This is a genomic window from Silvibacterium acidisoli (assembly GCA_022870745.1).
Lineage (GTDB): Bacteria > Acidobacteriota > Terriglobia > Terriglobales > Acidobacteriaceae > Silvibacterium.
Genome location: CP085323.1, coordinates 4037665 through 4060065 on the forward strand (window position 1 = coordinate 4037665; position 22401 = coordinate 4060065).

The following is a 22401-nucleotide window of genomic DNA, read 5'->3' on the forward strand; positions in this document are numbered from 1 at the left end:
TCGTTATTCCCAGTTCATAAACAGTCATCCCGGGTTCTACGCTGGGGTGGTGCGTAACCATAGTTTGCCTGATCGCTTCGCCCGCGCAGTGTCGAAGTCTTTCGTCAGGCCTTGCATTATTGGCAGTTGCCTGGTCACGGATTATCTGGGCAGCGACGACCCGGCTCATAAGAGAGCAATCAGCCTCGCGCTTTGCGGACATGTAGAGGGATGCGACGATTGCAGGGGGAAAGACCTGCATGGTGGGCGATTAGGGACTCGAACCCCAGACCTCTCCCGTGTGAAGGGAACGCTCTAACCAACTGAGCTAATCGCCCGTTTTGCTGCCGTTGCCCCACGCGTTGAGGCAACTCTGAACCAAACGGTCTGAATTTCCGGCTCTGTTCAGGTGTTCCGCCTGTGAGGCAGCACGCCAGCGCCGAGTAAGCGCCCGCCCGCGTTGGGTTATAGCTCCCTTCGCGGTGATTCTTAGATTACCATCGCCTGCGCTTTTGTCCAACTCCTGTCTCGATTGCTGCGAACCATATCGTCTGACAGGCCAAGCGGATACAATCAGTTCTTGAGCGCCTGATGGATCGCCCCGACTCCAAACCCTCATCCAGAAAGACTCAGCCGTCCAACGGGCATGACCGCCACGAGCAGGTCCCGGATGAGCTGCTTTCCGACGAGCCGTTGCCCGGCATCGAAGAGGATTCCTCTGAAATCTCTGATTCCGAAGCGCAACAAGCCGAGGAAAATGGGGTTCATGAAGACATGGCGACCATTGCCCTCGATTCCGCAATGTTGAAGGGCCTTCCGGCGGAGCCGTTTGCAGCCGCGCAGGCCGCAGGCCGCAACCCCATGGATGACGCCGAGATTATGCTGCGCGTCCGCGAAGGCGACGACTCCAGCTTCGACGTGCTCATCGAGAAGTACCGCCGGCCCATCATCCATTTCATGTTTCGGATGGTGCACAACCAGGCCATCGCCGAGGAGCTGGCGCAGGAAGTCTTCCTCCGTGTATACCGTTCGCGGCACACCTATCGCGCCGAGGCGAAGTTTTCGACCTGGCTGTATCGCATCGCCACGAATCTGGGCGTGAACCATGCGCGCGATACGAAGTACGAGCGCGCGGCCCAAAATGTCTACCTCGATCAGCCCGATCCCGAGACGGGAACGACTCCGGACGTAGCCGATATGACGGCGAGCATCGAGCAGGAGATGGTCAAGGACGAGCGGATGAAGGCCATCCGCCAGCACGTGTTTGCGCTGCCTGAGCGGCAGCGGACCGCGGTACTGATGCATAAGTACCAGGGCATGGACTACAAGCAGATTGGCGAGGTGTTGAAGTTGAGCGAGTCGGCTACCAAATCGCTCCTCTTCAGGGCTTACCAGTCGCTTCGTGAACGCCTGAAAGAATTTGTGTAAAGAAGTATTTGAAACAGTTCGTTTGACTGAAGTATGAGAGAAGAAGGCGAAATATGATCTGCCGCATGACGAAAGAGAATCTCGAGAACCTGCTCCTCGACCCGGAGATGGTGTCGCCCGAGGTGCGCAGCCACGTAGCGGGATGCCCGGAGTGCAGCCGGGAACTGGCTGAGCTGCAGGCGACGATGGCAGTCCTCGATGCGTGGGAAGCGCCCGAGCCCTCGCCGTTTTTCGACGCGCGTATGGCTGCGAAGCTGCGCGCCGAGCGCGAGGCCACACCGGCGGGCTTCTTCGAGCGAATGCGTGCCCGCCTGACCTTTGGCTCAAATCTTGGATTTCGGCCCATCGCTGCCGGGGCCTTTGCGCTATTGATACTGATTGGCGGAGGCACCTACGCGGGTCTGGTAAATCTGAATGCTCCGACCCCGGCTGCGGTACATCCTTCGGCTGCCATACAGGACCTGCAGTCGCTCGATGACAACGCCCAGGTCTTCCAGCAGCTCAATGCGCTCGACCAGCAGGATGACGACACCAGCAGCGCGCCGGTGAACAGCCAGCTGTAAACGCAGTGCCGTTTTTGTTGATTTCAGCAGGTACCACGCTGGTTTGAGGGGACGATGAGGGCAGGGAAGCACAATCTGGCAGGCCGCTTTGCGTGGCTTACCCGTCGGGGTATGCCTGCGTTGCTCGCCGCCGTGTGCCTTGCCGGCCCTGCCTGGTCGCAGGCCGTCAGCCGTCCCATGCCCCCGCTTCCACAGGCTGCCCAGCACCCGCACCTCGATCAGTGGTTCCAGAACCACCAGAACATGTCGCCCGAGCAGCGGGAAGATGCCTTGCGGCGTGAGCCCGGTTTTCGCAGCCTGCCCGAGTGGCAGCAGCAGCGCCTTATCGACCGCCTGCGCACCCTCGCCTCCAAAACGCCGGAGCAGCGCCAGCGCACCATAGCTCGCAACGAGATGTTCGAACGGCTCTCGCCCGAGCGGAAGCAGGAAGTTCGCGGCGCGTCGCAGGCCTTGTCGATGTTGCCGCTGGAGCGCCAGCTGGCGGTTCGCCATGCCTTCCAGCAGCTGCGCCGCATGCCGCCGGATCAGCGCCAGCTGGTGCTGCATTCGGGCAGCTACATGCGCGTCTTCACACCGCAGGAGCTGACAATTCTCGGCAATATTCTGTCGATCGAGCCCTACCAGCCGGTCCCGGGAGAGATCCCGCAGCCCTATTTCGGCCGTCAGCCGTAAATCTGGCTTAGAGCAGCAAAAGTATCATCCCTGCTGGCTGATATATCTCAAGGCTTCATCAGACTTTTGAGGATGAAGAGCACATTCGCCGGACGACGGGTGCGGGTGCCCCATCCGAGACAATTCCATCGTCTTGGGTGGGAATGCAAACCGCACGCACCACGCGGATTTGCCATCCCGAGCGCTGTGAGGGATCCGCACCTTTCTTCCGCAATACATGCCTCACGGCTTCATCAGATTTTTCAAAATAAAAAGCACGTTCGCCGGGCGCTCGGCGAGCCGCCGCATGAAGTAGGGATACCACTCCGGCCCGAACGGCACATAGATGCGGACGTTGTAGCCCTCGGCAACCAGTCTCTTGTGTAGATCGCGGCGTACACCGTAGAGCATCTGGAACTCGAAGCTGTGCGGATCGATCTTTTCGCTCACGACAAATTTCTTGGTCGCCGCCACCATCGCCTCATCGTGCGTCGCGATGCCGTGATAGGTGCCGCTGGTCAGAAGCATCTGCATCAGCTTGACGAAATTGGCGTCGACAGCTGATTTGTCGGGAAAGGCCACGCTGGCAGGTTCCTTGTAAGCGCCTTTGCACAGGCGCACCCGCACGCCCTCTGACGTTAGATTGGCAATGTCCTTCTCGCTGCGGTACAGGTACGCCTGGATCACCACGCCCACATGACCTTTGTTCTCCGGTATACGGTGCAGTTCACGCACCATTTCCACCGTGGCCTCGGTGTATGGGCTTCCCTCCATGTCCACACGCACGAAACTGCCGGTCTCGACTGCATGCTTCACCAGTCCGGCAACGATCTCCTGCGCCACGTTCACCCCAAGGTCCATGCCCATCTGGGTCAGCTTGAGGCTGACGTTGGCCTTCAGGTTACGGCGCGCAATCTCGTCCAGCATCTCGTGGTAGACCCGTGCGGAGCGCAGGGCCTCCTGGTGGTTATGGACGTTTTCGCCAAGGGCGTCGAGCGTCGAGGTCATTCCCTGGTTTTCGAGCAGGGAAGCGCCGTCGAGCACGTCGTCAATGCGCATGCCGGCGATAAATCGTTTGGACATGCGGCGTCCAAGGGTGGATTGTTCAGAAAACTGCCGGAGTGGCTTGTTCTGCGAAAGTGCCAGGAGAGAAGAACGGAGGATATCCATTGCAATAAGGGGCCGATCGTATTCTCGCACATTGCCGCTGGTGGCAAAGTCACAGGCGGCGGTCACAAATCAATCGATGGTTGGGTGACAAATTTTTGAAATTGCACCAAAATTGGAAAACTTCGGTAATACGCTCGGCATCACATGTTGAGTTGGGCAGGCAGGATTCTGACCGACTTGCCTTCTACAGCACCCAAACACGCAACCCAATCGCTTCAACGGAGAAACAACCATGGTCAATCAATGCGCGAATCCGAAGTGCGCGAAGCCACTTCACTACCTGCGCGAAGGTCGTATTTTTGTCTTCAACCTGCAGACGCCGGTTATGGACTCTTCTGCTAAAGTCTCTGACCACCGCCTCAGGCACTATTGGCTGTGCGGAGACTGCTCCCTGCACATGTTCCTCGAGAAGACCACGACTGGAGTACGGCTGGTGAACAAGCCGAATCCGCATTCGTCCGAGCGGATTGTTGAAGCCCTCGCGTCCTGAACCGACCCGAAAGACGCCCCGGAATTAAAAAGCGCCCTCAGTAGGGGCGCTTTTTCAGGCCTTAGGAAACTCTGAAGATGCGTTATTCGTCCTTCACGGAAGTTCGGGCGAAAAAAAATGCCATTCCCCGGCGAACTTCAGCGGCGGAATGTAAATTTACCGCATCTACTATGCTTAAAAGGGTTTACCCTAGACAACGGATTAGACATCGGAGCAAGATCACATGACAAAGGCAGAGTTGGTTGAGGAAGTCACCCAGCTTGGCGACCTCACAAGGCGCGATGGAGAGGTCATCGTAGATACAATTTTCGATGCCGTGATAGGTGCCCTGAAATCGGGAGATAAAATCGAGATCCGCGGATTCGGCAGCTTCCGCATCCGTCAGCGCAAGCCCAGGATCGGGCGCAATCCTAAAACGGGAACCAAAGTCGAGGTGCCTGCGAAGCGTGTTCCTTACTTTAAGCCCAGCAAGGAATTGCGCGACCTCGTAAATCCTCACGAGGCAGAAAGCGCAGCTGCCCCCGCGACCGAACCAGAAGATCCAACCGCATAACCGACCCGCTGGGCTTTCCCGGCCCAGCGATCGTACGTTAGTCCCTGCGAATTCCTACGACCGAAAACATCCTTCCGGTAAACCCGTCTTCTCCGCGATACGAGAAGTAGCGGTCGTTCCGCGTCTTCGTGCATTCGTGGAGCACAGCGATCGAACCGGCGTCCACGCCGCACTCGACCAGCTGCCGCCGGTTGGCCTCCGCCAGGTCGAGGTGCCGTTCTCCGCTGACCAGATCATCGGCATAAGCAAATCGCTGATGAAACTCAACAAGCACCTCTTCTCCCACCTGGAAGCAGCAGCGCCCAATGCCCGGACCGACTGCAGCTGAAACATCTGAGGGATCGGTTCCGAACTCCTCCTTCATTTTCCTGAGCCCTGCCTCGACAATTCCTTTAACGGTCCCCCTCCAGCCTGCATGGAAGGCTCCCACAGCGCGGTTCCTGCGATCCGCGATGAGTACCGGGATGCAGTCCGCCGTCTGGATCGCGAGGAGAACGCCGGAGTCGCCGGTGACGAGTCCGTCAGCAGCCCGGCTGGCTTCTTCGGAGGCGTCCGATCGGCGAACAGGAACGACATCGGCGGAATGCACCTGTTTCAGCGTGACGTAGGGAAAGCCAGCATCACCGGTGATCGCCTGGACAAAGTCACGCCGGTTGGCCAGCACCGTCTCACGCAAGTCAGACGATGTCAGGCCCAGGTTCAATTCGCCGGGAGCGGCCGGATCTTTCCGATATACAAGCGAGCGTCCCCCGATGCGGGTGCTGAAGCCATGAACCAGCCAGTCGATCTTTTCAAGGACAGGGGCGCGGACAACGTCGAGTACGGCAGCGGGAGGAGACTGCATGATGAGAGATATCTTATGAGATTTGGGTGCAGGCGGAGGAGCGAATGGGCTCACTTTCCAGTGAGCCCGCTCAAGAGGCATGAGGAAGGGGGCTTGGTCGGATAATTTGAAGAGAGCCCGTCGAAGACAGGCTTCAAATTAGAGAGTTTACTGCTAGAGAAAAGTTGTTTAGCGCCTGAAGTTGCCTCTAATCTTGCCTAACTAGTAAGCAATCGACTTGCCAAAACTGCTTATCTCTCCGCCATAATCTTTGGATTTACGCGTTTTCAATGAGATACAAAACGTTTTAGAGGAAAATCTATTCCATAATGGAATTTTTACCGGGTTTCACTTCAGCGCTCGCGGAGAAATAATGGGAAAAAGTGGTATTTATATGCCACTATGTTCCGCTTGCATGCTCAGCGTGAGCAGCTTCCGTCTCGATCAGCTTAATTTTGTTGAGAAGTGCCTTGTAGCTCACTCGCAGTCTTCGTGCCGCCTCACGCCGATTCCATTTTGTGGCCACCAGCATTTCCTGGATCGCGTGCCGTTCCGCAGCCCAGGCGGCCTGGCGGCCTATCTCGAGCAGTGAGGGCTCTTTCGGAACGATGGGGAACTCTATCGGATCGACAATCGTTTCTGGCTTATCCGCAGCGGCTGCAGGTATCGCATGCAATGCGAGCTCGCGGATGATCTGCGTAGCGTCAGCGACGATCACGTAGCGTTTGCATAGGTTCTCGAGCTCACGGATGTTTCCCGGCCACGCGTAATTTACCAGCGCATCCATTGCCTCCCGGGGAAAGTCCGGTACCGGCCGGTCATAGACTCCGGAATACTTATCGATGAAGTGCCGTATCAGGCCGGAAATCTCATTTCGCCGTTCACGGAGCGGTGGGATGTGAACGGTAACGACATTGATCCGGTAGAAGAGATCTTCCCGGAAGAGCCCTTCGGCCACCCGCTGCTCGAGCAACTTGTTCGTGGCACAGAGCACGCGAACATCGACTGCGGTGTCCCGCTTGGCACCGAGACGGGCGAACTCGCCGTCCTGCAGGACATGCAGGAGCTTGGCTTGTAGCGCCGGATGCATCTCCCCGATTTCATCCAGGAACAAGGTTCCGCCATCCGCAAGTTCGAACTTTCCTGGCTTGGAACGTTGTGCTCCGGTGAAAGCGCCAGCCTCATAGCCGAAGAGCTCGCTTTCAAGCAGATCATTAGGGATTGCCGCGCAATTGACCTTAATAAAGGGCTTATCGCATCTTCCGGACAGGGAGAATATGAGCCGTGCGGCGATTTCCTTGCCGACTCCGCTCTCTCCGCGGATCAGTACCGTGGCGCTGGTGGTGGCGACCTTCTCGATGGTGTCGCGAATCTCCCGCATGCGCGGCGAGGAGCTGAAGAGGCTTGGGGTGACAACGAGACCGCTGCCCGGCGCAATCACCGGTGTCGCTCCATTTCCCCCAGGAAGTTCATCGAGCAGCCGGTCCAGCACGGCGGCAACGTCGCCCTGCGCCAGCGGCAACGGCAGAAATGCGGTAGCACCCAGCTTGGCGGCCTCGAAAGCCAGGTGAGTGGCGTCGACGGCGACCGCGATTACAGGAATGCCCGGGGAGCTTTTGCGCAGCAATCGCAATCCGCTCGGGCGATGGTCAAGCTCCAGCACCACGAGGTCCGGATGGAGCGCTCGCGCCTTCTCCGCGACGTCTTCGACGCTTGCCTGAAGTTCGGCAACGCCGCCGTGAGCGCGGAAATATCCACGAAGAGTACTGATAGCTTTTTCGTTCTGCAACGCTATCAGTACCCGATATTGCTTCGACTCGGGCATGTTTTGTACAAAGTGTAGCTCGAAACGTTATGCGGTGGTCACCGGAAAATTTATAAAAAAGTAACGCCCGGGATCGAAGCATATTCGGGGCTCAGCGCAGTCGCAGCAATGCAGCTCCATGCGCAGGCAGGTTGATCTTCAAAGAAGCGCTGGTACCGGTTTCTTTTCTCTCCCACAGATCCCGAACGCGATAGGTGCGGCCGGTTAGCCCGGCTTTGCTCCATGGGTAGGCGATACTTGCCGGCGCGTCGCTCAGGTTGAAGACCGCCAGGATCTGGTCCCCGCCCTCTCTGGCTACCCAGATAACGGTATCGGTCTCTTCCACGACCGGATGATTGGCGCTTGAGTGCTGATTGACGGCAATGACTTCAGGATTGGTCAGCATTTTCGTCATCGCCGGATTGAGCTTTGTGAGGTTGGCGCCGAGAATCAACGGCGAGCGGGCGATGGACCAGAGGGTGAACTGGGTCTTCCGCTCCTCCATCGTCAGCCGCGATTCGCGCGGATCGCCCCAGCCGGGGCGCGGACCTAAATAGCCGAAGGGCAGCATGTCGGCATCGGGCCAATGGCCAGGACCCGCCTGCGGGGACCAGTGGGAGAGCAGAGCGAACTGATTCCGGATGCTCTGGGGAAAGGTGGCTGAGCCGGTCTTCGACCACACGTCCCAAACGTCATCGGAGATGCGCCAAAGCTGCGCATACTTGCGAACATCTTCGGCCTGGTCCAGCGGCGTGGGGCCGGGCGAGAGACTCAGCACAATGGGGCGGCCGGTCTTGCGCAATGCCGCGGACATCATGTGAATCTCGTGCGTGTCGTAAGGCTGCGAGATGCAGTCGACCTTCAGGAAGTCCACGCCCCAGCTCGCGTAAAGCCGCGCCATGGAATCGTAATAGGCTTGTCCGGCTGCGTTGTCTTTCACGCCATAGTTGTCGGCGTTCCAGCGGCAGAGGTCGTTGCGGTCGGCGGCATCGGAGGCGTGAAGGCTGGACCCGGCGATAGGCAAGTTCTTTTCGACGGCTCCCTTCGGAATTCCGCGGACGATATGGATGCCGAACTTCAGGCCCATGGCGTGGACCGAATCGACGAGGGGCTTAAAGCCTTCGGGAAAGCGGTCCGTCGCGGGCTGATAGAGCCCGTTGGCTGAAACGGTAAAGCCCTGGTCCGCGCCTTTTTTCCCGGCATTCTCGGGGTGCGCGAGGTACCAGCCCTCATCGACGACAACGTAGCGCCAGCCAAAAGGCTGCAGGTGCTGATGGAACCACGCGACGTTCGCCTTGAACTCCTGCTCATTGATGGTGAGTCCGTAGGCGTCCCAGCTGTTCCAGCCCATTGGTGGAGTGGGAGCGAGTTGGGCATGCGCAGAAACGATGGAGCCGGCCAGCAGCAGAAGGGCAGAAAGAGAACGCTTCAAAGTGGAGCACCTCGTGAGTTGGCAACCAGTCTAACGGATGCGGGTGGTTTGCGGCTGGCGAGTCGATAATAGGGTTGTGGGAAGATTTCTGAATGTTCTGATGAGCGCGGCCATGGCCGTGTGTATGGCCGCAGCGGCGCAAACCTCCGCTTCACCGGCTTTGCAATTGAAGCTGGAGCCGGGACCAGAAGTGCGCGGCGTGCCTGCGTCTTTTGTCTACACGATCGTCAATGCCAGCGATCACGACGTTCGCCTGCCGAAGCCGGTAGTCAATTGCGGTGACGTCTTCTTCGGAGAGGTCTGGGTCCATGTGAAGTTCAAGCCGCCTGGGCACGCGGTAGTACAGGGGCCGGAGCACGGCTGCTCCAACGATTACGTAGCGACCACGACCGCGTTGAAGCGCGCGGAGAGCTGGCCGGTTCTGCATCCGGGCGAATCGATAAGCCAGACGCTGCCGCAGGCGCAGCTGCACTACGACGCCGGCAAGACGGGCAGCTACGAGGTGTGGGCGGAGTATCGGCCACCGTATTTGTCTCCGCAGGAGCAACGGGCACTGCGTAAAGCAGGCATCGATTTTCCTGCGGCGGAGATGCGGACGCCGCATGTGAGCTACCGGAGTAAGCCGTAAAAGTTGCTCCCCGTCATTCCGAACGCAGCGAGGAATCTCGATGCTGAGAGAAGCGTAAGGTGCCGATTCATAGCTGCTCGGAATGACAAGCGCGAAGAACGGTGATACCACTGTCAGGTGAATTCATGTATATACCCAGGCACAATGCAGAGAACGATCTCCCGACTCTTCGTAAGCTTGTTCGCGACCACCCTTTGTGTGCGCTTGTAACCCAGACGACAAGCGGCATGGTCGCGTCGCATATTCCGATGGTGCTGCATGAGCAAGACGAAGGCTTCGGTACGCTTCGCGGACACGTCGCCCGCGCGAACACGCAGTGGCGCGACCATATTGCTGACGCCGAGGCGTTGGGCATCTTCACCGGGCCGGATCACTACATCTCGGCGTCGTGGTATCCCGGCAAGTTGGAGCACGGCAGGGAAGTTCCCACCTGGAACTACGTGGCTGTTCACGTCTACGGCGAGCTGCGAGTGATCGAAGACCCGGCATGGCTGCTCGATCACCTGCGCTCGCTGACCGATACGCACGAAGCGGCATCGAAGGCTCCATGGCGCGTAGACGACGCCCCGCCGGAGTTCATCGCCAACATGATGCGCGGGATCGTCGGTGTCGAGCTGGCCGTTACTCGCGTGGAAGGAAAGTGGAAGGTCAGCCAGAACCGCGATGAGCGCGATGCTGCTGCCGTGGTCGCGGGTCTCGATGAGCTTGGCACTTCAGAGAGCGCGACGATGAGCAGGCTTGTGATGGAGCGGTGCAGGAAGTAGGGGTCGCCCCGCTGGAGGTTGCAATGAAGTGGGTTGCTCTTGTGAGCTTATGCGCGGCTCTCATTGTAAAGGTCACATGGTCGCACAGCTCTTATGCGATTGCGATCCCTTTAAATGCCGCTGCTCATCGTGGATTAGCGCTCAATGAAGTGTTCTTCTGGTTGTTGCTTGGCGCGGCTGGAGTTTGTTTTCTGGTCTGGATCTTCATGGCGACTGCAAGCCCGCACCGATGACGATGTGTGTGTCATAGGTGCGGGCATGGTGTCCGGTTGCTAACTCTGCAGGTCCGACGATTGCGCGCTGTGAAGTGAAGCGGGCGTCACAATTATGGTCTGCTCTGGCTCATCGGGCGGCGAAACGATGGTCTGTTCCGGTTTAGCAGGCGTAGAAGGCGAAGCTGGGTTGGTATTGGGCTGTTGTCCTTTCTGTTCCTTGCCGGAATCGTCCGGCGGCGAGTTCTTCTTGTTCATGGAGCTCACACCTATCGCAACGGCTGAGTTCGCGACGCTGCTTCCGAAGTAGAAGCTAACAACACTCACAAATACTGTTGCCAGAGTTGTGAAGATCTGTTTCGCAAATTCTGATACTTCCTGATTGGCCTTTGGGTAGTAAGTTACGTCGTAGAGTGGCTTGGTGAAGTCATCGACCGGAGTTTTATCCTGCCCCTGAACCTTCTCGTAGATGAGGTTGCCCTTGTCGTCATGAGCCCGTTCTGCAGCGACTCTGAAGTCATTCTTCAGGTCGGCAAGCCCCGCAGCGTCGACCCTGGCCATCGTCTTACCGCAGTCTTTACAGCCATCTTTGTCGAGGCTGCTAAATAGGAAAGTTGCAAGACAGATGAAGATCAATACAAGGCTGAATGCAAGAAGTGCTCGTACTGAACCATCGGGCAAACCGAGCGGCTGCTCTGGATTATCAAGTTTTAAAAAGGAATATACGATAGCGAGTATCGCCATGAGAACGACTGTGAGCCCGAGCCCGAACAACAATATCGAGCTGATCTTCACATACTCTTCTTTGGAACTAAACAGGCTTGAGTTGAAAATCAGAAACGCGCCAAGAGCGAGGGCGATTCCCGAACCTATAGCAAACCAGTGCTTGGGTTTGATGGTCATGATTGCCTCCAAAGGTCCATCGGGGCCCGGAGGGGAAGGTTACGCGATTATGAATTCCGCCTGTCCACGAGTCAAGCAGATATTCGTAACGTAGTCGTTCTCCTTCCGGAAAATTCTCAACGCTCTTATTGGAACAAGTGTAGGTTATGAGCCCGTGCGGAGTTAGAAGCTTCAGTGGTGACAGGTGTATCTATGGGATCAAGATATTCCCTCACAAGCCATATGTTATTTCGGAGATATCATCAACTCTCTTCCCGGCTATGCTTCCTGGGCATTCGAAGCGACGAATGCTGTTGCAAGGCGAAGACCAATGTGGGATAGTTCCAGCCGAAAATAGGCTGAATTGGTTTCTCGGTATGGGAAGAAGAAGGAGGAGCGAGATGGCCGATCTATTATGGGACTGGAGTTATAAGTGTTCTATCTTAACCACGCAAACGAAATGCAAGGGCGGAAGCGGTACGTTCACGACAACAGAGCAACAGGGAAGCGGCGGCGACCTGTACTATCTCGTGACTGATATCACGGGAACTGTGGAAGGAAACACCATCACCTCTTTGGTCGCTCCCAATTCGCTGGGGCTCAAGAATGACAACAAGCTATCGGCGCCTTCAGGAATTCCCTACGCGAATATAGGACACAAGATCACCGGAATTGCCTTCCTGACGAACAATGATGCCCCGATAAGTGCGAACGGAAACCTTTTGTTCAGCAATTTTATTGATGACTTTATCGGTTATTACACCCAGATTTCGGGGCCGAGTGGCCTGGCGCTGGAGAATGTTGATTTTTCAGTGAAGCAGGTGGGTGATGCTGCACCGGCGGGAATGGCGGCGGTCCACGGAGCTTAGCAGACGTGGGGCACTCATTCTTCTGTTGGTTGTTAATCCGAATGAAGTGAGGAATCTCGATGCTCATGCAGCGCAAAGTGCAGATTCCTCGCTTCGCTCGGAATGGCAATTCTGCGTGTGTGCTTAGTGAATCGAGAGGCCTCCGTACACCGTGTGCAGCAGGGTTCCCCTGGTGTCGTCTCCGGTGATGTCCCAGATCATCGCTCCGCCCAGCTGCTTCTGATTGATGTAGAGTGCCTTCACGAACATCGACAGTGGATCGTCGTAGGAGTAGAAGGTCTGCGTGCCGGGGTTGTACATGTACTGCGCCATGCCTGCCAGCGGATCGTAGTAGTGCTGAAATCCGGGCAGGGTGATCATCACGTTGTAGTTAGCCTGGTCGTCGGGAGCGCCTCCAGTGGCGGGTTGGTAGAGGCCGTGGTTCTTGGGGCCGACGCCGATCCATCCGTGTCCGTAGAAGGGAAGACCGATGTTGAGCTTGTTCTTCGGCACTCCTGCTTTGAGGTAATCAGTGGCGGCTCCGTCGACACTGTTGCCCTTGTCGGCTGCGTAGGGATCGAGCGGCGAGGTGAAGAGCGGCGCGGCGTGGTCGGCGTAGAGGTTCCACGCGCCGTTCAGATCGTAGGTCATCAGGTTAACGAAGGTCACGATCTGCGAAACCTTGGCCAGCTCGATGAGTGTGGCGTTGTATCCGGTGGGCGCGGCGAAGCTCAGGTCGTAGGTTTTGTGGGTCTTCTTCCCCATGGCGTCGAGCTGGGTGCGGAACTCCTGCAGCAGCAGCGTGAAGTTCTTCGTGTCGTCCGGGCTTTCGTTGCAGGTGTCGCCGCAGGCGGCCGGATACTCCCAGTCGATGTCGATGCCGTCGAAGATGCCCGGGGCGGTCACGTTGTAGTCGAGCGGGTCGGTAAAGTTTCCGGCGATAAAGGTGTTAAGGCACGAGGCAACGAAGGCCTTGCGTCCGGCCTCGGTGCTGGACATGGCCGAGAAGCCGGAGGACCACGTCCAGCCGCCGATCGAGATGCTCACGCGCAGGTTCGGGTACTTCTTTTTGAGCTTCAGCAACTGGTTGAAATTGCCGTGCAGGGTGGTGCCGGCAACGTCTCCGACTCCATCGACGCTGTCAGCGGCGGCCACGGTCACTTCATAGTCGGCCCACGGGTCGCCCAGCTGACAGGTGCCTGCGCCTGGCTGTCCCGGAGCGGGCAGGTTCGCAAAGGCGTAGAGGATGTGTGTGAGCTCTTTTCCCGTCCCGTTCGTGACGAGTTGCTTGGGATAAAAACCGCTGTAGATCATCCACTCGGGCATATAGCCGACGATGCGTGGCGGGTCGGGAGCGATTTTCCTGGTTACGGCGTGAGCAAACGGCGTGTTCAACGAAAAGAGGCAAAAGGCGAGGAGGGCGAAGACGATCCGTTCGGAATGCGCTTTCATGGGTAGACCTCGAAGGTTGAAGCTGCTTGCGATTCGGCGGCAAATCTATTCGCGAGGTCTCGGCTCGTCAAGAAGTTTTTCTGGTGGTCGTTCTGTTGTTCTTGGGGATTCGGTGCGTGTGAGAAATGCCGACATTATTCCTCCCACCCAAGCAGAGCTTGGATGGGGCACCCTTTTTGTGGCAGGCAACAATGCGCGGAAAAGCACAGCCCTCACTTCGTTCGGGATGACAAAACAGAAAAATGGTGGCAAACATCACGCCAAAAGAAAACGCCTGCTTTCGCAGGCGTTTTCTTTACAGGTCAGAGGCTAGGTTAGGCTTTCGCCGCGTCTACCTTCTCGGTGTCGACTCCAAGATCGGCGAAGGCTGCCTGCGCCTTCTTGGCGTCGAACTTGCCGTCGCGTGCGAGCTTCGAGAGCGTGGCGGCAACGATTGCGTTGGCATCCACTTCGAAGTGGCGGCGCAGGTACTCGCGGTTGTCGCTGCGTCCGAAGCCGTCGGTGCCGAGCGAGACAAGGCGGTCGAGCAGCCACGGAGCGAGCCCGTCGGCCATCGACTTCATGTAATCGCTGGCGGCGATGATCGGACCCTTTGTGCCGTTCAGAGCCGAGACGATGTAAGGCACCTTCGCGGTCTCCGCCGGATGCAGGCGGTTCCAGCGCTCGACTCCCAGCGCATCGCGGCGCAGTTCGTTGTAGCTGGTCACGCTCCACACATCGGCCTGCACGTTGTATTTTTCAGCGAGAATGGCCTGCGCCTTAACGACTTCGTTCAGGATCGGTCCGCTGCCGAAGAGCTGGGCCGTGGCCTTGCCCTTGGCCGCAGCCTTGAACTTGTAGATACCGCGAACGATGCCTTCGCGCGAACCTTCGGGCATCTCCGGCATCACGTAATCTTCGTTGTACATGGTGATGTAGTAGAAGACCTGCTCGTTCTGCTGGTACATGCGGCGGATGCCATCCTGCAGAATCACTGCCAGTTCATACACATAAGCCGGATCGTAGGTCAGGCAGGTGGGCACGGTGCTGGCGAGCACCGGGCTGTGTCCGTCCTGGTGCTGCAGGCCTTCGCCGAGCATGGTGGTGCGTCCAGCGGTGCCGCCCATCAGGAAGCCTTTGCCGCGCGAGTCGGCGAATGCCCAGACCATGTCGCCCACGCGCTGGAAGCCGAACATGGAGTAGTACATGTAGAAGGGAATCATCGGAATGCGGTAGTTCGAGTAAGCCGTGCCCGCAGCCGTGAACGATGCGAGCGAGCCCGCTTCGGTGATGCCCTCTTCGAGAATCTGCCCATCCTTCTCTTCGCGGTAGGAGAGAAGCATGTCGGAATCGTGCGGCGTATACTTCTGGCCTTCCGGAGCATAGATACCGACCTGCTTGATGGCCGATTCCAGGCCGAAGGTGCGGCCTTCGTCCGGCACGATCGGTACGATCATCTTGCCGAACTCCGGATTCTTCATCAGGTGGCGCAGGATGCTGACGAAGCCCATGGTAGTCGAGACTTCGCGGCCCTTCGAGCCTGCGATCCATTCGCCAAAGTATTCGAGCTCAGGAGCCTTGAAGTTCAGCTCAGGCACTTCACGGCGCGGAATGTAGCCGCCCAGCTCTTTACGGCGCTCCTGCATGTAAACCATTTCGGGAGCACTGTCTTCCGGGCGCCACGGCTTGCCCTGCTTGGCCAGCTCTTCCGGCACCGGAATGTTGAACTGCTTCACGAACGCGGCCAGGCCGTCGTCGGTGAGCTTCTTCTCCTGGTGCGAGGCGTTGCGGGCCTGGGTGGTGCCGAGGCCGAAGCCCTTGACGGTCTTCGCGAGGATGACGGTCGGGCTGCCGGTGTGCTCGATGGCGCGCTTGTAGGCGTTGAAGATCTTGGCCGGGTCGTGGCCGCCGCGCAGCAGCGCGCCTAGCTGGTCGTCGGTGTAATCCTCGACCAGCTTGAGCAGCTCCGGATACTTGCCGAAGAACTCCTTGCGAAGATATGCGCCGCCCTTGGCCTTGTATGCCTGGTAGTCGCCGTCGACGCACTCTTCCATGCGCTTGAGGAGAAGGCCGGTGTGGTCGCGCTCAAAGAGCTTGTCCCAGTCGCTGCCCCAGATGACCTTGATGACGTTCCAGCCGGCGCCGCGGAAGACGCCTTCGAGCTCGTCGATGATGCGTTTGTTGCCGCTGACAGGTCCGTCGAGGCGCTGCAGGTTGCAGTTGACGACGAAGATGAGGTTGTCGAGCTTTTCGCGGGTAGCGATGGGCAGCGCGCCGAGGGTGTCGACCTCGCCGGTTTCGCCGTCGCCGACGAAGGCCCAGATCTTGCGCGGGGTCTTCTCGATCAGTCCACGGTTCTCGAGGTAGTGCATGAAGCGCGCCTGGTAGAGCGCGTTCAGCGGGCCGATGCCCATCGAGACGGTGGGGAAGCGCCAGTAATCCGGCATGAGCCAGGGGTGCGGATACGACGAGAGGCCCGGCGTGCCGCGCAGCTCATGGCGGAAGTTCATCAGGCGCTGATCGTCGAAGCGGCCCTCAACATAGGAACGCGCGTAGACTCCCGGCGAAGCGTGACCCTGGAAGTAAACGAAGTCGCCCGGCTGGCTGCCGTAGGTGGCGTGGAAGAAGTGATTGAAGCCGACTTCGAGAAGTGTGGCCAGCGACGAATAGGTGGAGATATGTCCGCCGATGCCGGCGTCCTTCTTGTTCTGGCCGTGAACCATGGCCAGCGCGTTCCAGCGGATCAGCGCTTCGACGCGCTCTTCCATATCGCGATTGCCGGGGTAGGCAACTTCTTCGTGTGCGGGGATGGTGTTGCGGTAGGGGGTGGTGATTTCGCTCGAAGGGGTTACGCCTGCTTCGCGCCCGCGCTGCCGCAGGGCGTTCAGGAGCTGGGCACCCTGTTCGGGGCCCTCGGCGACGATCATCTCGTCAAAGGCTTCAATCCACTCTTGTAGCTCGGCTGCAAAGTCCGACTGGACAGGAATTTCTGCTTTTGTACTCATAACTGGTTCAACCCCGGCGGGAAATTTTCGGTGAGGTACGCAACGGTTCAGTATACAGGGGACACGGCTTGGAGCGCAGGGGCCGGTGTGCGGTTTTGCCGGGAGCAACGATCTTAAATTCCACAACCAGATACAACCCCGGATACCTGAGAGGCGGCATTCCGCGGAGCGCCCGCGCTTGTCTGCTAGTGGGTTCCGGTCATTTGCCGGTCAGCATGAGTGCTTCGGGGACAAAATGACAGGCCTGCGCTGCGGAAGACTTCCATGCGGAACCATCCGCATAGCTGATGGTATCGAGGTCAACCTGGTTCACCGAGGTGAAGTTGCGCAAGGAGAGATCGAGCTGGGCCTCGTCGTTCGGAGTGACCTCGAGCGTCAAATTCAGCGTCCTCTTGATCTGGTTGGCGAGATTGGCCTGTGCCTGCACCATGCTGCCCTTCCCGTTCGTGCCATGGACGGTGATCTCGATCCCGACGACGGGTGAGCTTCCCGCATTGCGGAAGGTCAGATGGAGCTGCTGGGCAATCTCCGGCATCTGGCCGTTTTTCAGCAGAAGGTTCCTGCCATCTCCGGTGCCATGTTGCGCACGGATCGACACTGGGCAGCCTGCACACGCGGGAGGAAGAACGAGAACCGAGGACGCCGCCTTTTGTGGTTCAGGGGATTGTGCGGATAACGGCGCCGCTGAAGGGATCAGCAGCGGAAGGAAAAGAAAAGACAATGCACCGGCGCGTTTCATAAGCAGATCCGAGGCGGATCGCCATGAGCGGGTAGCGTACTCCCGGGCGCGTCTCGGGGCAATGGAATTCGTGTAGTCGAGTGCCCCGCGTCTTGCTTTCCGAGCAATGCATCTCGAAGAGCCGTATCGCTCCCATGTCTCGGAATCGAGACGTGGGGCACCCGCGACTGGCAGCCGGTTTATTTGTCATTCCGAAGGAAGTGAGGAATCTCGATGCCTCGGAAAGAGCAGGCCGCAGATTCCTCACTGTTTTGCAACTCGAATGAGAACGATCGCAGTGGCGTCGAGACAGGTTAGAACTCGACTTCCAACTTTTGCGCCGCGGCCGTCAGCGGAAAATGCACCAGGACCGTCCGTCCGCTCTGCTGATACTGGCCTGCAGCGAGCGGCTTGCCATCGAGACTCACGCTGCGCGGAGCCTTTGCCGACAGGATGCGGACGACTCCGTCTGTCTGGTCGATGCCATCGACGGAGAAGGTGAGCTTGCGTGCGGCGAAGTGTTCGTTGGTCACGTTGCCTGACGCGGCGATGACGCGGGGTGCTTTGTCGTGGATGGCATTCACGTCGAGCAGGAAGTAGCGTTCGCCGGTATGCACGTCGATGCTGTGGCTTTCGGCGAGGTTGGCGTCGAAGAGGTTGATGAGGTCTCCGCGCACCGTGGCCTGGGTGGTGTTGTTCTTGTCTTCGAGTCCCGCGGCGACGACATAGGGGCCGCGGCGCAATACGAGAGCGCGCGAGTCCTTGAGCTCAAGGTGGATCGCGTCCGCGGCTGTCTGGACGAGCTGGTTTACGAGCTCTCCGTCGTCGCTGCTGTGACTCAGCTTCGACGGGCTCTGGTGGTCGTAGATGACGAATCCCTTGCCGATATGGTTCATGCCGGTAGCCTCGGCGGCAAGACCCAGCTTCGCGAAGAGATCCTCACGCGGCGTGGCGTAGTGGTTGCCGTTCGAGTTCCACCAGTCTTTCGCATGGTTGTAGGGATCGCTGTCGTCATCGACGACGACCAGCGCGCCCCCGGCCTTTACCCATGCGGCGAGCGCGGCGTGGAAGGCTGGCGACGGCGGCTTCTGGCCGTCGTAGGTCAGCAGCAGGATCTTGTAGCGGTTGAGGGAGCCGGTGGCGGCGTCGTTTTTATACGCGCTCTCGATCTGCACAGGCTCGACCGGCATGCCACGCATGAGCAGCGGCATCGCCAATCCGTAGAACTGGCCCAGTCCCTCGTCGGAAGGTTCGGGCTGGGCGCGCTGGAACATCAGCGTGTCGGAGGCCAGGACGCCGATGCTCTCCGTTCCTGCCGCTTCCCAATGGACAGAGGATGCAGGCTGCTTCATCTCGCCGAGCGCGTGGAAGACGGTCTGCAGTTCAGTTGCATAGGTCTGCGGGATGGGCACCTTCTCCGTGCTGGTGTCGGTCAGCAGATGCTTGCCTCGCGGGCCGAAGATGCGTTCGGGCCAGGGCAGCAGTTCGTAACGATAGACAACCGGTTGCAGCAGCGATGCCGTTAGCGTGCTCTCCCAGTTGGTCCGGTAGTCGGTCCAGGAGTGGTTGGGATTGTCTTCGATGGGGTCGTTCAGGTACCAGATAGGCTTGCCTGACGAGCGCGCGATGTTCTGGAGCGCTCCGTATTCGAGAAAAGCGGTCTCGAAGGTGCGCTCTCGTGTGTCTCCGTTGAACGAGTTGGGAGTGCGCGAGGTGCCGGTCCACACCTGGGCGATGTAGCCGTCTGCGCCCACATCGAGCAGCGAGGACTCGGGACTTACGATCTCCCATTGCGCGTAATTCAGTAGCGAATGTGTGGCCACGTAGCAGGGAATGGTGCGGTGGTGGGTCTTGCCGTACTCCTGTACGGATTGAAAGACCTGCGCAAGCGCGCGACGGTAGAGGAAATACTTCAGCTTCGAGGCACGGTACTGCGCGTCTGGCGAACTGTCGGGAGCCTGCCAGGGCTCATGGTAGAAGTCCTGCCACTCGCGCTTGAAGCTTTCGCTCCATCCGGCGCGCGCCCAGAACTCGGGCTCTTCAAGATAGATGGCTTCGGCTCCGGCATCGAGCGCGGCTTCCACACCTTTCGCAAGATACTTGCCGTAGGCGATGCTGGGCGCTACGTAGGGCACCTCGCGTCCGCTGTGCAGGATGAGTTTGCCGCTCTTCTCCTGCTGCGTTTCGTCCCAATGTTCTTTCCCGTCGAAGTCGCCACGCAGGTATGGGCCGTACTCTCCCCACGCCACGCCGGTCATGACGGCGGTGCGATATCCATGCTCGCGCCACGAGCGGATGCGGTCGCCGACGTTGTTGTTGATGCCGTAGACCAGCACCATGTCGGCGTTGATATTGATGCGCGGCGTCCACGGGCTGCCAGTCTGGAAGATGCGGGCGTCTTTAGGCTGTGGCGTAGCGGGCGTTTGTGCGATGAGAGCCGAGGCAAGAGCAAGGGCGAGGGGGAGAGAACGTCGCATGCGTACCAGTGTAATGGGTGCGCATGCGATTCGCGGTTCGTTAAAGGAGCGCGCGCAACAAGCGGTCGTTGTGCTCCGCCAGGCCGACCGAGATACGCACCCACTCATGCAGGCGATAGCCGTTCATGGGACGGACGACTATGGCCTGTTGCAGAAGGGCTTGTGTCACCTGTTCGCCATTGCCCACGTTCACGAGCACAAAGTTTCCCGCCGATGGAATGTAACGCAAACCTGCGCGATCGAAACCATCGCAGAGCTGCTCCCTGCCTGCATCGTTGACCTTACGGGTGCGGCTGAGGAATTCATTATCCATCAGGGCGGCGGCCGCGGCGGCCTGCGCAAAGCTGGTAGTGTTGAACGAAGGACGCACTCGGTTCAGCATCTCCGAGAGATGTGGCTGAGCGATGCAGTAGCCGATGCGCAGCGCGGCGAGTCCGTGGGCCTTCGAGAAGGTTCGCATCACGACCAGGTTGGGATACTGCTCGACCAGCTTCGCTGGTGAAGTCTGCTGCACATCGGGCAGATACTCGGAGTATGCCTCGTCGAGCACTACGACAACTTCTTCCGGCACGTGATCGAGAAAGGCGCGGATCTCTGTTTCTTCGATGAAGGTTCCGGTCGGGTTGTTGGGGTTCGCGATGTAGAGCAGCGTGGTCTTCGCGTCGATCGCATCGAGCATGGCGTCGAGGTCGTGGCCAAGGTTGCGCGATGGCGTAACGACTGCGGTCGCGCCGACTGAAGTGGCCGCAAGTTCGTACAGTGCGAAGGCGTATTCCGACACGACGACAGAATCACCGCGCCCGGCGAAGGCTTTTGCCGCAAGATCGATCAGTTCGCTGCTGCCGCTGCCGATGGTGATCCACGAAGCGGGTACGCCGAAGCGCTGTTGCAGCCGGGCTTTCAGTACCGTCGCTTCGGGATCGGGATAGCATGCCGAAGGGTTCGCTGCGATGGCCATCATGGCGAGCCGTGCGCTCTCCGGCACACCCAGCGGATTCTCGTTCGAGGCTAGCTTGAGGATGCTGTCTTCCGCGAAGCCGTATTCCCGCGCGACCGAGGACGCCGACTTTCCAGGCACGTAAAGCGGCAGCGACTGGATGTAGCTCTTTCCGTAGGAGATTGTTTCCGCAAATGCGCTCATAGAGGGCCTCAGCTTATCTGTGTTTGAGAAAGAAAAAGAGTGTGACAACGCAGCAAAGCACTGCGACGGAAGCGCGCATGAGTTTCGGATTCGTGCGCTGCGCGATGCGTCCACCGAAGTAGCCGCCGGCAATGGAGCCCACCGTCAGCACGATCGCCTCTGGCCATACGATCTTTCCGCCAGCCATGAGGGTTACGACGGATGCGCCGCTCATCAGCACACCGAAGAGGTTCTTGAGGCCAAGGATGAACTGCACATCTTCAATGCCGAACATGCTGAGCGTGGCGATCTGCAGGATACCCGCGCCCCCGGCGAAGTATCCGCCATAGAGCGACACGGCAAATTGTGCGAAGGAACGCGCATCCACCGTCTTCTGCGGAAGAACGGTGCGGGCTTCGGCTTCGTCAATCTCCGCGGACCCGCGTGCGCTGCGCCGGAAGAACGAGAGCAGAAACAGGATTGTGCCGGCTAGCAGAAGGTACGGAATCAGGTGCGAGAAGACTCCGGGCGGGGTAAGCAGCACGAGCAGCCCTCCGGCGGTTCCGCCGATCACGCTCAACAGGCTAACGACCAGCAGTACATGCCAGTGCGGACGCAGCCGCGCACGGTATCCCCAGAATGCGCTGACCAGTCCTGGCCATGTGGCCAGCGAGTTGGTGGCGTTTGCCGAGATGGGCGGCACGTTGCAGAGCAGCAGCGCTGGAAAGCTGATGAAGCTGCCGCCTCCGGCAACAGCGTTTAAGCCTCCGGCAAGCACTCCGGCGGTGCAAAGAAGCGCGATCTGTGTGCCGGTTTCACTAAAAGAATTGAACACTCAGCAAGAATAGGACGAGTCGTGCATGCAGGGATTGCGTATTGGTGCCGAATGGCTTTCTTTTGCGCAATAAAATTGCGATAATGCCTTCTATAGTATTTACGGATTGCTGGGTGGAGGGTTCATGCGGCTGGATGAGATCGACACACGCATCCTGGAGATTCTCCAGGAGCGCGCGGACATTCCGAATACCGAACTGGCCGATCTTGTCGGCTTGACGCCCGCGCCCTGCCTTCGCCGCGTCCAGCGTCTGCGCGAAGACGGGATCATCCGCAAGTTCACCATCGAAATCGACAACAAAAAGCTCGGCTTTCAGCTGGCGGCTATCGTCGAGGTCAGCCTGGAGCGGCATACGACCGAGGCCGGGAATTCATTCCTCGCCTCAATCAAAAAATGCCGGAGATCCAGTCCTGCCATCTCGTGACGGGCGACTTCGACTTCAACCTGCGTGTGCTGGTGAAAGATCTCGAGGAGTACAAGAAGCTGGTATGGGAGCGGATGCACACGATCAAGGGGATCAAGACGATCCGCTCAACGGTGATTCTGCATACCCACAAGGACACGCTGAACGCGAAGCTTTGATCCTGG

Annotated in this window: 23 protein-coding genes and 1 tRNA gene; 12 read left to right on the top strand and 12 right to left on the bottom strand. The window is 58.7% G+C overall.

The window, feature by feature from the left end; genetic code table 11:
- Positions 1 to 240 precede the first annotated feature (240 nt).
- Positions 241 to 317 (bottom strand) — tRNA-Val (locus LJD29_RS16800).
- 253 nt (positions 318 to 570) lie between these two features.
- Between LJD29_RS16800 and LJD29_RS16805 the strand changes: the two genes are divergently transcribed.
- From LJD29_RS16805 to LJD29_RS16815, 3 genes are all read left to right on the top strand, one after another.
- Positions 571 to 1407: an RNA polymerase sigma factor gene (locus LJD29_RS16805; protein WP_446742714.1), complete on the top strand. Its 837-nt coding sequence runs from the start codon at positions 571 to 573 to the stop codon at positions 1405 to 1407.
- A gap of 65 nt (positions 1408 to 1472) precedes the next feature.
- Complete coding sequence (locus LJD29_RS16810; protein WP_446742715.1) at positions 1473 to 1970, top strand: anti-sigma factor family protein; 498 nt, start codon at positions 1473 to 1475, stop codon at positions 1968 to 1970.
- A 54-nt stretch (positions 1971 to 2024) separates the two neighbouring features.
- On the top strand, positions 2025 to 2642 hold the full coding sequence (locus tag LJD29_RS16815) for a DUF3106 domain-containing protein (protein WP_446742716.1): 618 nt from the start codon (positions 2025 to 2027) through the stop codon (positions 2640 to 2642).
- Between the two features lie 222 nt (positions 2643 to 2864).
- Here the strand turns inward: LJD29_RS16815 and LJD29_RS16820 are convergent, their stop codons facing one another.
- Positions 2865 to 3704 (bottom strand): proline dehydrogenase family protein, encoded by an 840-nt coding sequence (locus LJD29_RS16820; RefSeq protein WP_446742717.1) that lies wholly within the window; start codon positions 3702 to 3704, stop codon positions 2865 to 2867.
- A 319-nt stretch (positions 3705 to 4023) separates the two neighbouring features.
- Between LJD29_RS16820 and LJD29_RS16825 the strand changes: the two genes are divergently transcribed.
- Both LJD29_RS16825 and LJD29_RS16830 read left to right on the top strand, forming a co-directional pair.
- Positions 4024 to 4281, top strand: a complete 258-nt coding sequence (locus LJD29_RS16825) for a hypothetical protein (RefSeq protein ID WP_446742718.1) — start codon at positions 4024 to 4026, stop codon at positions 4279 to 4281.
- Positions 4282 to 4504: 223 nt separating this feature from the next.
- Positions 4505 to 4834 (top strand): integration host factor subunit beta, encoded by a 330-nt coding sequence (locus LJD29_RS16830; RefSeq protein WP_446742719.1) that lies wholly within the window; start codon positions 4505 to 4507, stop codon positions 4832 to 4834.
- A 37-nt stretch (positions 4835 to 4871) separates the two neighbouring features.
- Here LJD29_RS16830 and pgeF read toward each other — a convergent pair whose 3' ends face one another.
- From pgeF to LJD29_RS16845, 3 genes are all read right to left on the bottom strand, one after another.
- Entirely contained in the window at positions 4872 to 5678 is an 807-nt protein-coding gene (pgeF, locus tag LJD29_RS16835; protein ID WP_446742720.1) for a peptidoglycan editing factor PgeF, read from the bottom strand.
- 379 nt (positions 5679 to 6057) lie between these two features.
- A complete protein-coding gene (locus LJD29_RS16840) occupies positions 6058 to 7482 on the bottom strand; it encodes a sigma 54-interacting transcriptional regulator (protein WP_446742721.1) in 1425 nt (474 codons plus the stop codon).
- A 91-nt stretch (positions 7483 to 7573) separates the two neighbouring features.
- A complete protein-coding gene (locus LJD29_RS16845) occupies positions 7574 to 8893 on the bottom strand; it encodes a glycoside hydrolase family 27 protein (RefSeq protein ID WP_446742722.1) in 1320 nt (439 codons plus the stop codon).
- Positions 8894 to 8969: 76 nt separating this feature from the next.
- On the opposite strand from LJD29_RS16845, the gene LJD29_RS16850 reads away from it, so the two are divergent.
- The 3 genes from LJD29_RS16850 to LJD29_RS16860 all read left to right on the top strand — a co-directional run bounded on the left by LJD29_RS16850 (position 8970) and on the right by LJD29_RS16860 (position 10518).
- Positions 8970 to 9521: a hypothetical protein gene (locus LJD29_RS16850; protein ID WP_446742723.1), complete on the top strand. Its 552-nt coding sequence runs from the start codon at positions 8970 to 8972 to the stop codon at positions 9519 to 9521.
- Between the two features lie 125 nt (positions 9522 to 9646).
- The gene (locus LJD29_RS16855) at positions 9647 to 10285 is read left to right on the top strand and encodes an FMN-binding negative transcriptional regulator (protein WP_446742724.1); all 639 of its coding nucleotides are present in this window, start codon (positions 9647 to 9649) and stop codon (positions 10283 to 10285) included.
- Between the two features lie 23 nt (positions 10286 to 10308).
- Positions 10309 to 10518, top strand: a complete 210-nt coding sequence (locus tag LJD29_RS16860) for a hypothetical protein (protein ID WP_446742725.1) — start codon at positions 10309 to 10311, stop codon at positions 10516 to 10518.
- 39 nt (positions 10519 to 10557) lie between these two features.
- On the opposite strand, the gene LJD29_RS16865 is transcribed toward LJD29_RS16860, so the two are convergent.
- Positions 10558 to 11400 carry a hypothetical protein gene (locus tag LJD29_RS16865; protein WP_446742726.1) on the bottom strand — a complete coding sequence of 281 codons (843 nt, stop codon included), beginning with the start codon at positions 11398 to 11400 and terminating at the stop codon, positions 10558 to 10560.
- A 380-nt stretch (positions 11401 to 11780) separates the two neighbouring features.
- Between LJD29_RS16865 and LJD29_RS16870 the strand changes: the two genes are divergently transcribed.
- Positions 11781 to 12248, top strand: a complete 468-nt coding sequence (locus tag LJD29_RS16870) for a hypothetical protein (RefSeq protein WP_446742727.1) — start codon at positions 11781 to 11783, stop codon at positions 12246 to 12248.
- A 123-nt stretch (positions 12249 to 12371) separates the two neighbouring features.
- Here the strand turns inward: LJD29_RS16870 and LJD29_RS16875 are convergent, their stop codons facing one another.
- On the bottom strand, positions 12372 to 13679 hold the full coding sequence (locus LJD29_RS16875) for a glycoside hydrolase family 18 protein (protein WP_446742728.1): 1308 nt from the start codon (positions 13677 to 13679) through the stop codon (positions 12372 to 12374).
- A gap of 16 nt (positions 13680 to 13695) precedes the next feature.
- Between LJD29_RS16875 and LJD29_RS16880 the strand changes: the two genes are divergently transcribed.
- Positions 13696 to 13992 (top strand): hypothetical protein, encoded by a 297-nt coding sequence (locus LJD29_RS16880; protein WP_446742729.1) that lies wholly within the window; start codon positions 13696 to 13698, stop codon positions 13990 to 13992.
- Position 13993: 1 nt separating this feature from the next.
- Here LJD29_RS16880 and aceE read toward each other — a convergent pair whose 3' ends face one another.
- The 5 genes from aceE to LJD29_RS16905 form a co-directional block, all read right to left on the bottom strand.
- Entirely contained in the window at positions 13994 to 16663 is a 2670-nt protein-coding gene (gene aceE, locus LJD29_RS16885) for a pyruvate dehydrogenase (acetyl-transferring), homodimeric type (RefSeq protein ID WP_446742730.1), read from the bottom strand.
- A gap of 199 nt (positions 16664 to 16862) precedes the next feature.
- Positions 16863 to 17261 (bottom strand): hypothetical protein, encoded by a 399-nt coding sequence (locus LJD29_RS16890; protein WP_446742731.1) that lies wholly within the window; start codon positions 17259 to 17261, stop codon positions 16863 to 16865.
- 434 nt (positions 17262 to 17695) lie between these two features.
- Positions 17696 to 19858 carry a hypothetical protein gene (locus tag LJD29_RS16895; protein ID WP_446742732.1) on the bottom strand — a complete coding sequence of 721 codons (2163 nt, stop codon included), beginning with the start codon at positions 19856 to 19858 and terminating at the stop codon, positions 17696 to 17698.
- 40 nt (positions 19859 to 19898) lie between these two features.
- Positions 19899 to 20999 carry a histidinol-phosphate transaminase gene (gene hisC / locus LJD29_RS16900; RefSeq protein ID WP_446742733.1) on the bottom strand — a complete coding sequence of 367 codons (1101 nt, stop codon included), beginning with the start codon at positions 20997 to 20999 and terminating at the stop codon, positions 19899 to 19901.
- A 13-nt stretch (positions 21000 to 21012) separates the two neighbouring features.
- The gene (locus LJD29_RS16905) at positions 21013 to 21813 is read right to left on the bottom strand and encodes a sulfite exporter TauE/SafE family protein (protein ID WP_446742734.1); all 801 of its coding nucleotides are present in this window, start codon (positions 21811 to 21813) and stop codon (positions 21013 to 21015) included.
- Between the two features lie 124 nt (positions 21814 to 21937).
- Here LJD29_RS16905 and LJD29_RS16910 point away from each other — a divergent pair, with 124 nt between their 5' ends.
- Both LJD29_RS16910 and LJD29_RS16915 read left to right on the top strand, forming a co-directional pair.
- Positions 21938 to 22237, top strand: a complete 300-nt coding sequence (locus LJD29_RS16910) for an Lrp/AsnC family transcriptional regulator (protein WP_446742735.1) — start codon at positions 21938 to 21940, stop codon at positions 22235 to 22237.
- Positions 22207 to 22395, top strand: a complete 189-nt coding sequence (locus LJD29_RS16915; RefSeq protein WP_446742736.1) for an Lrp/AsnC ligand binding domain-containing protein — start codon at positions 22207 to 22209, stop codon at positions 22393 to 22395. Before LJD29_RS16910 ends, LJD29_RS16915 begins: the two co-directional genes overlap by 31 nt.
- Positions 22396 to 22401: the final 6 nt, after the last annotated feature.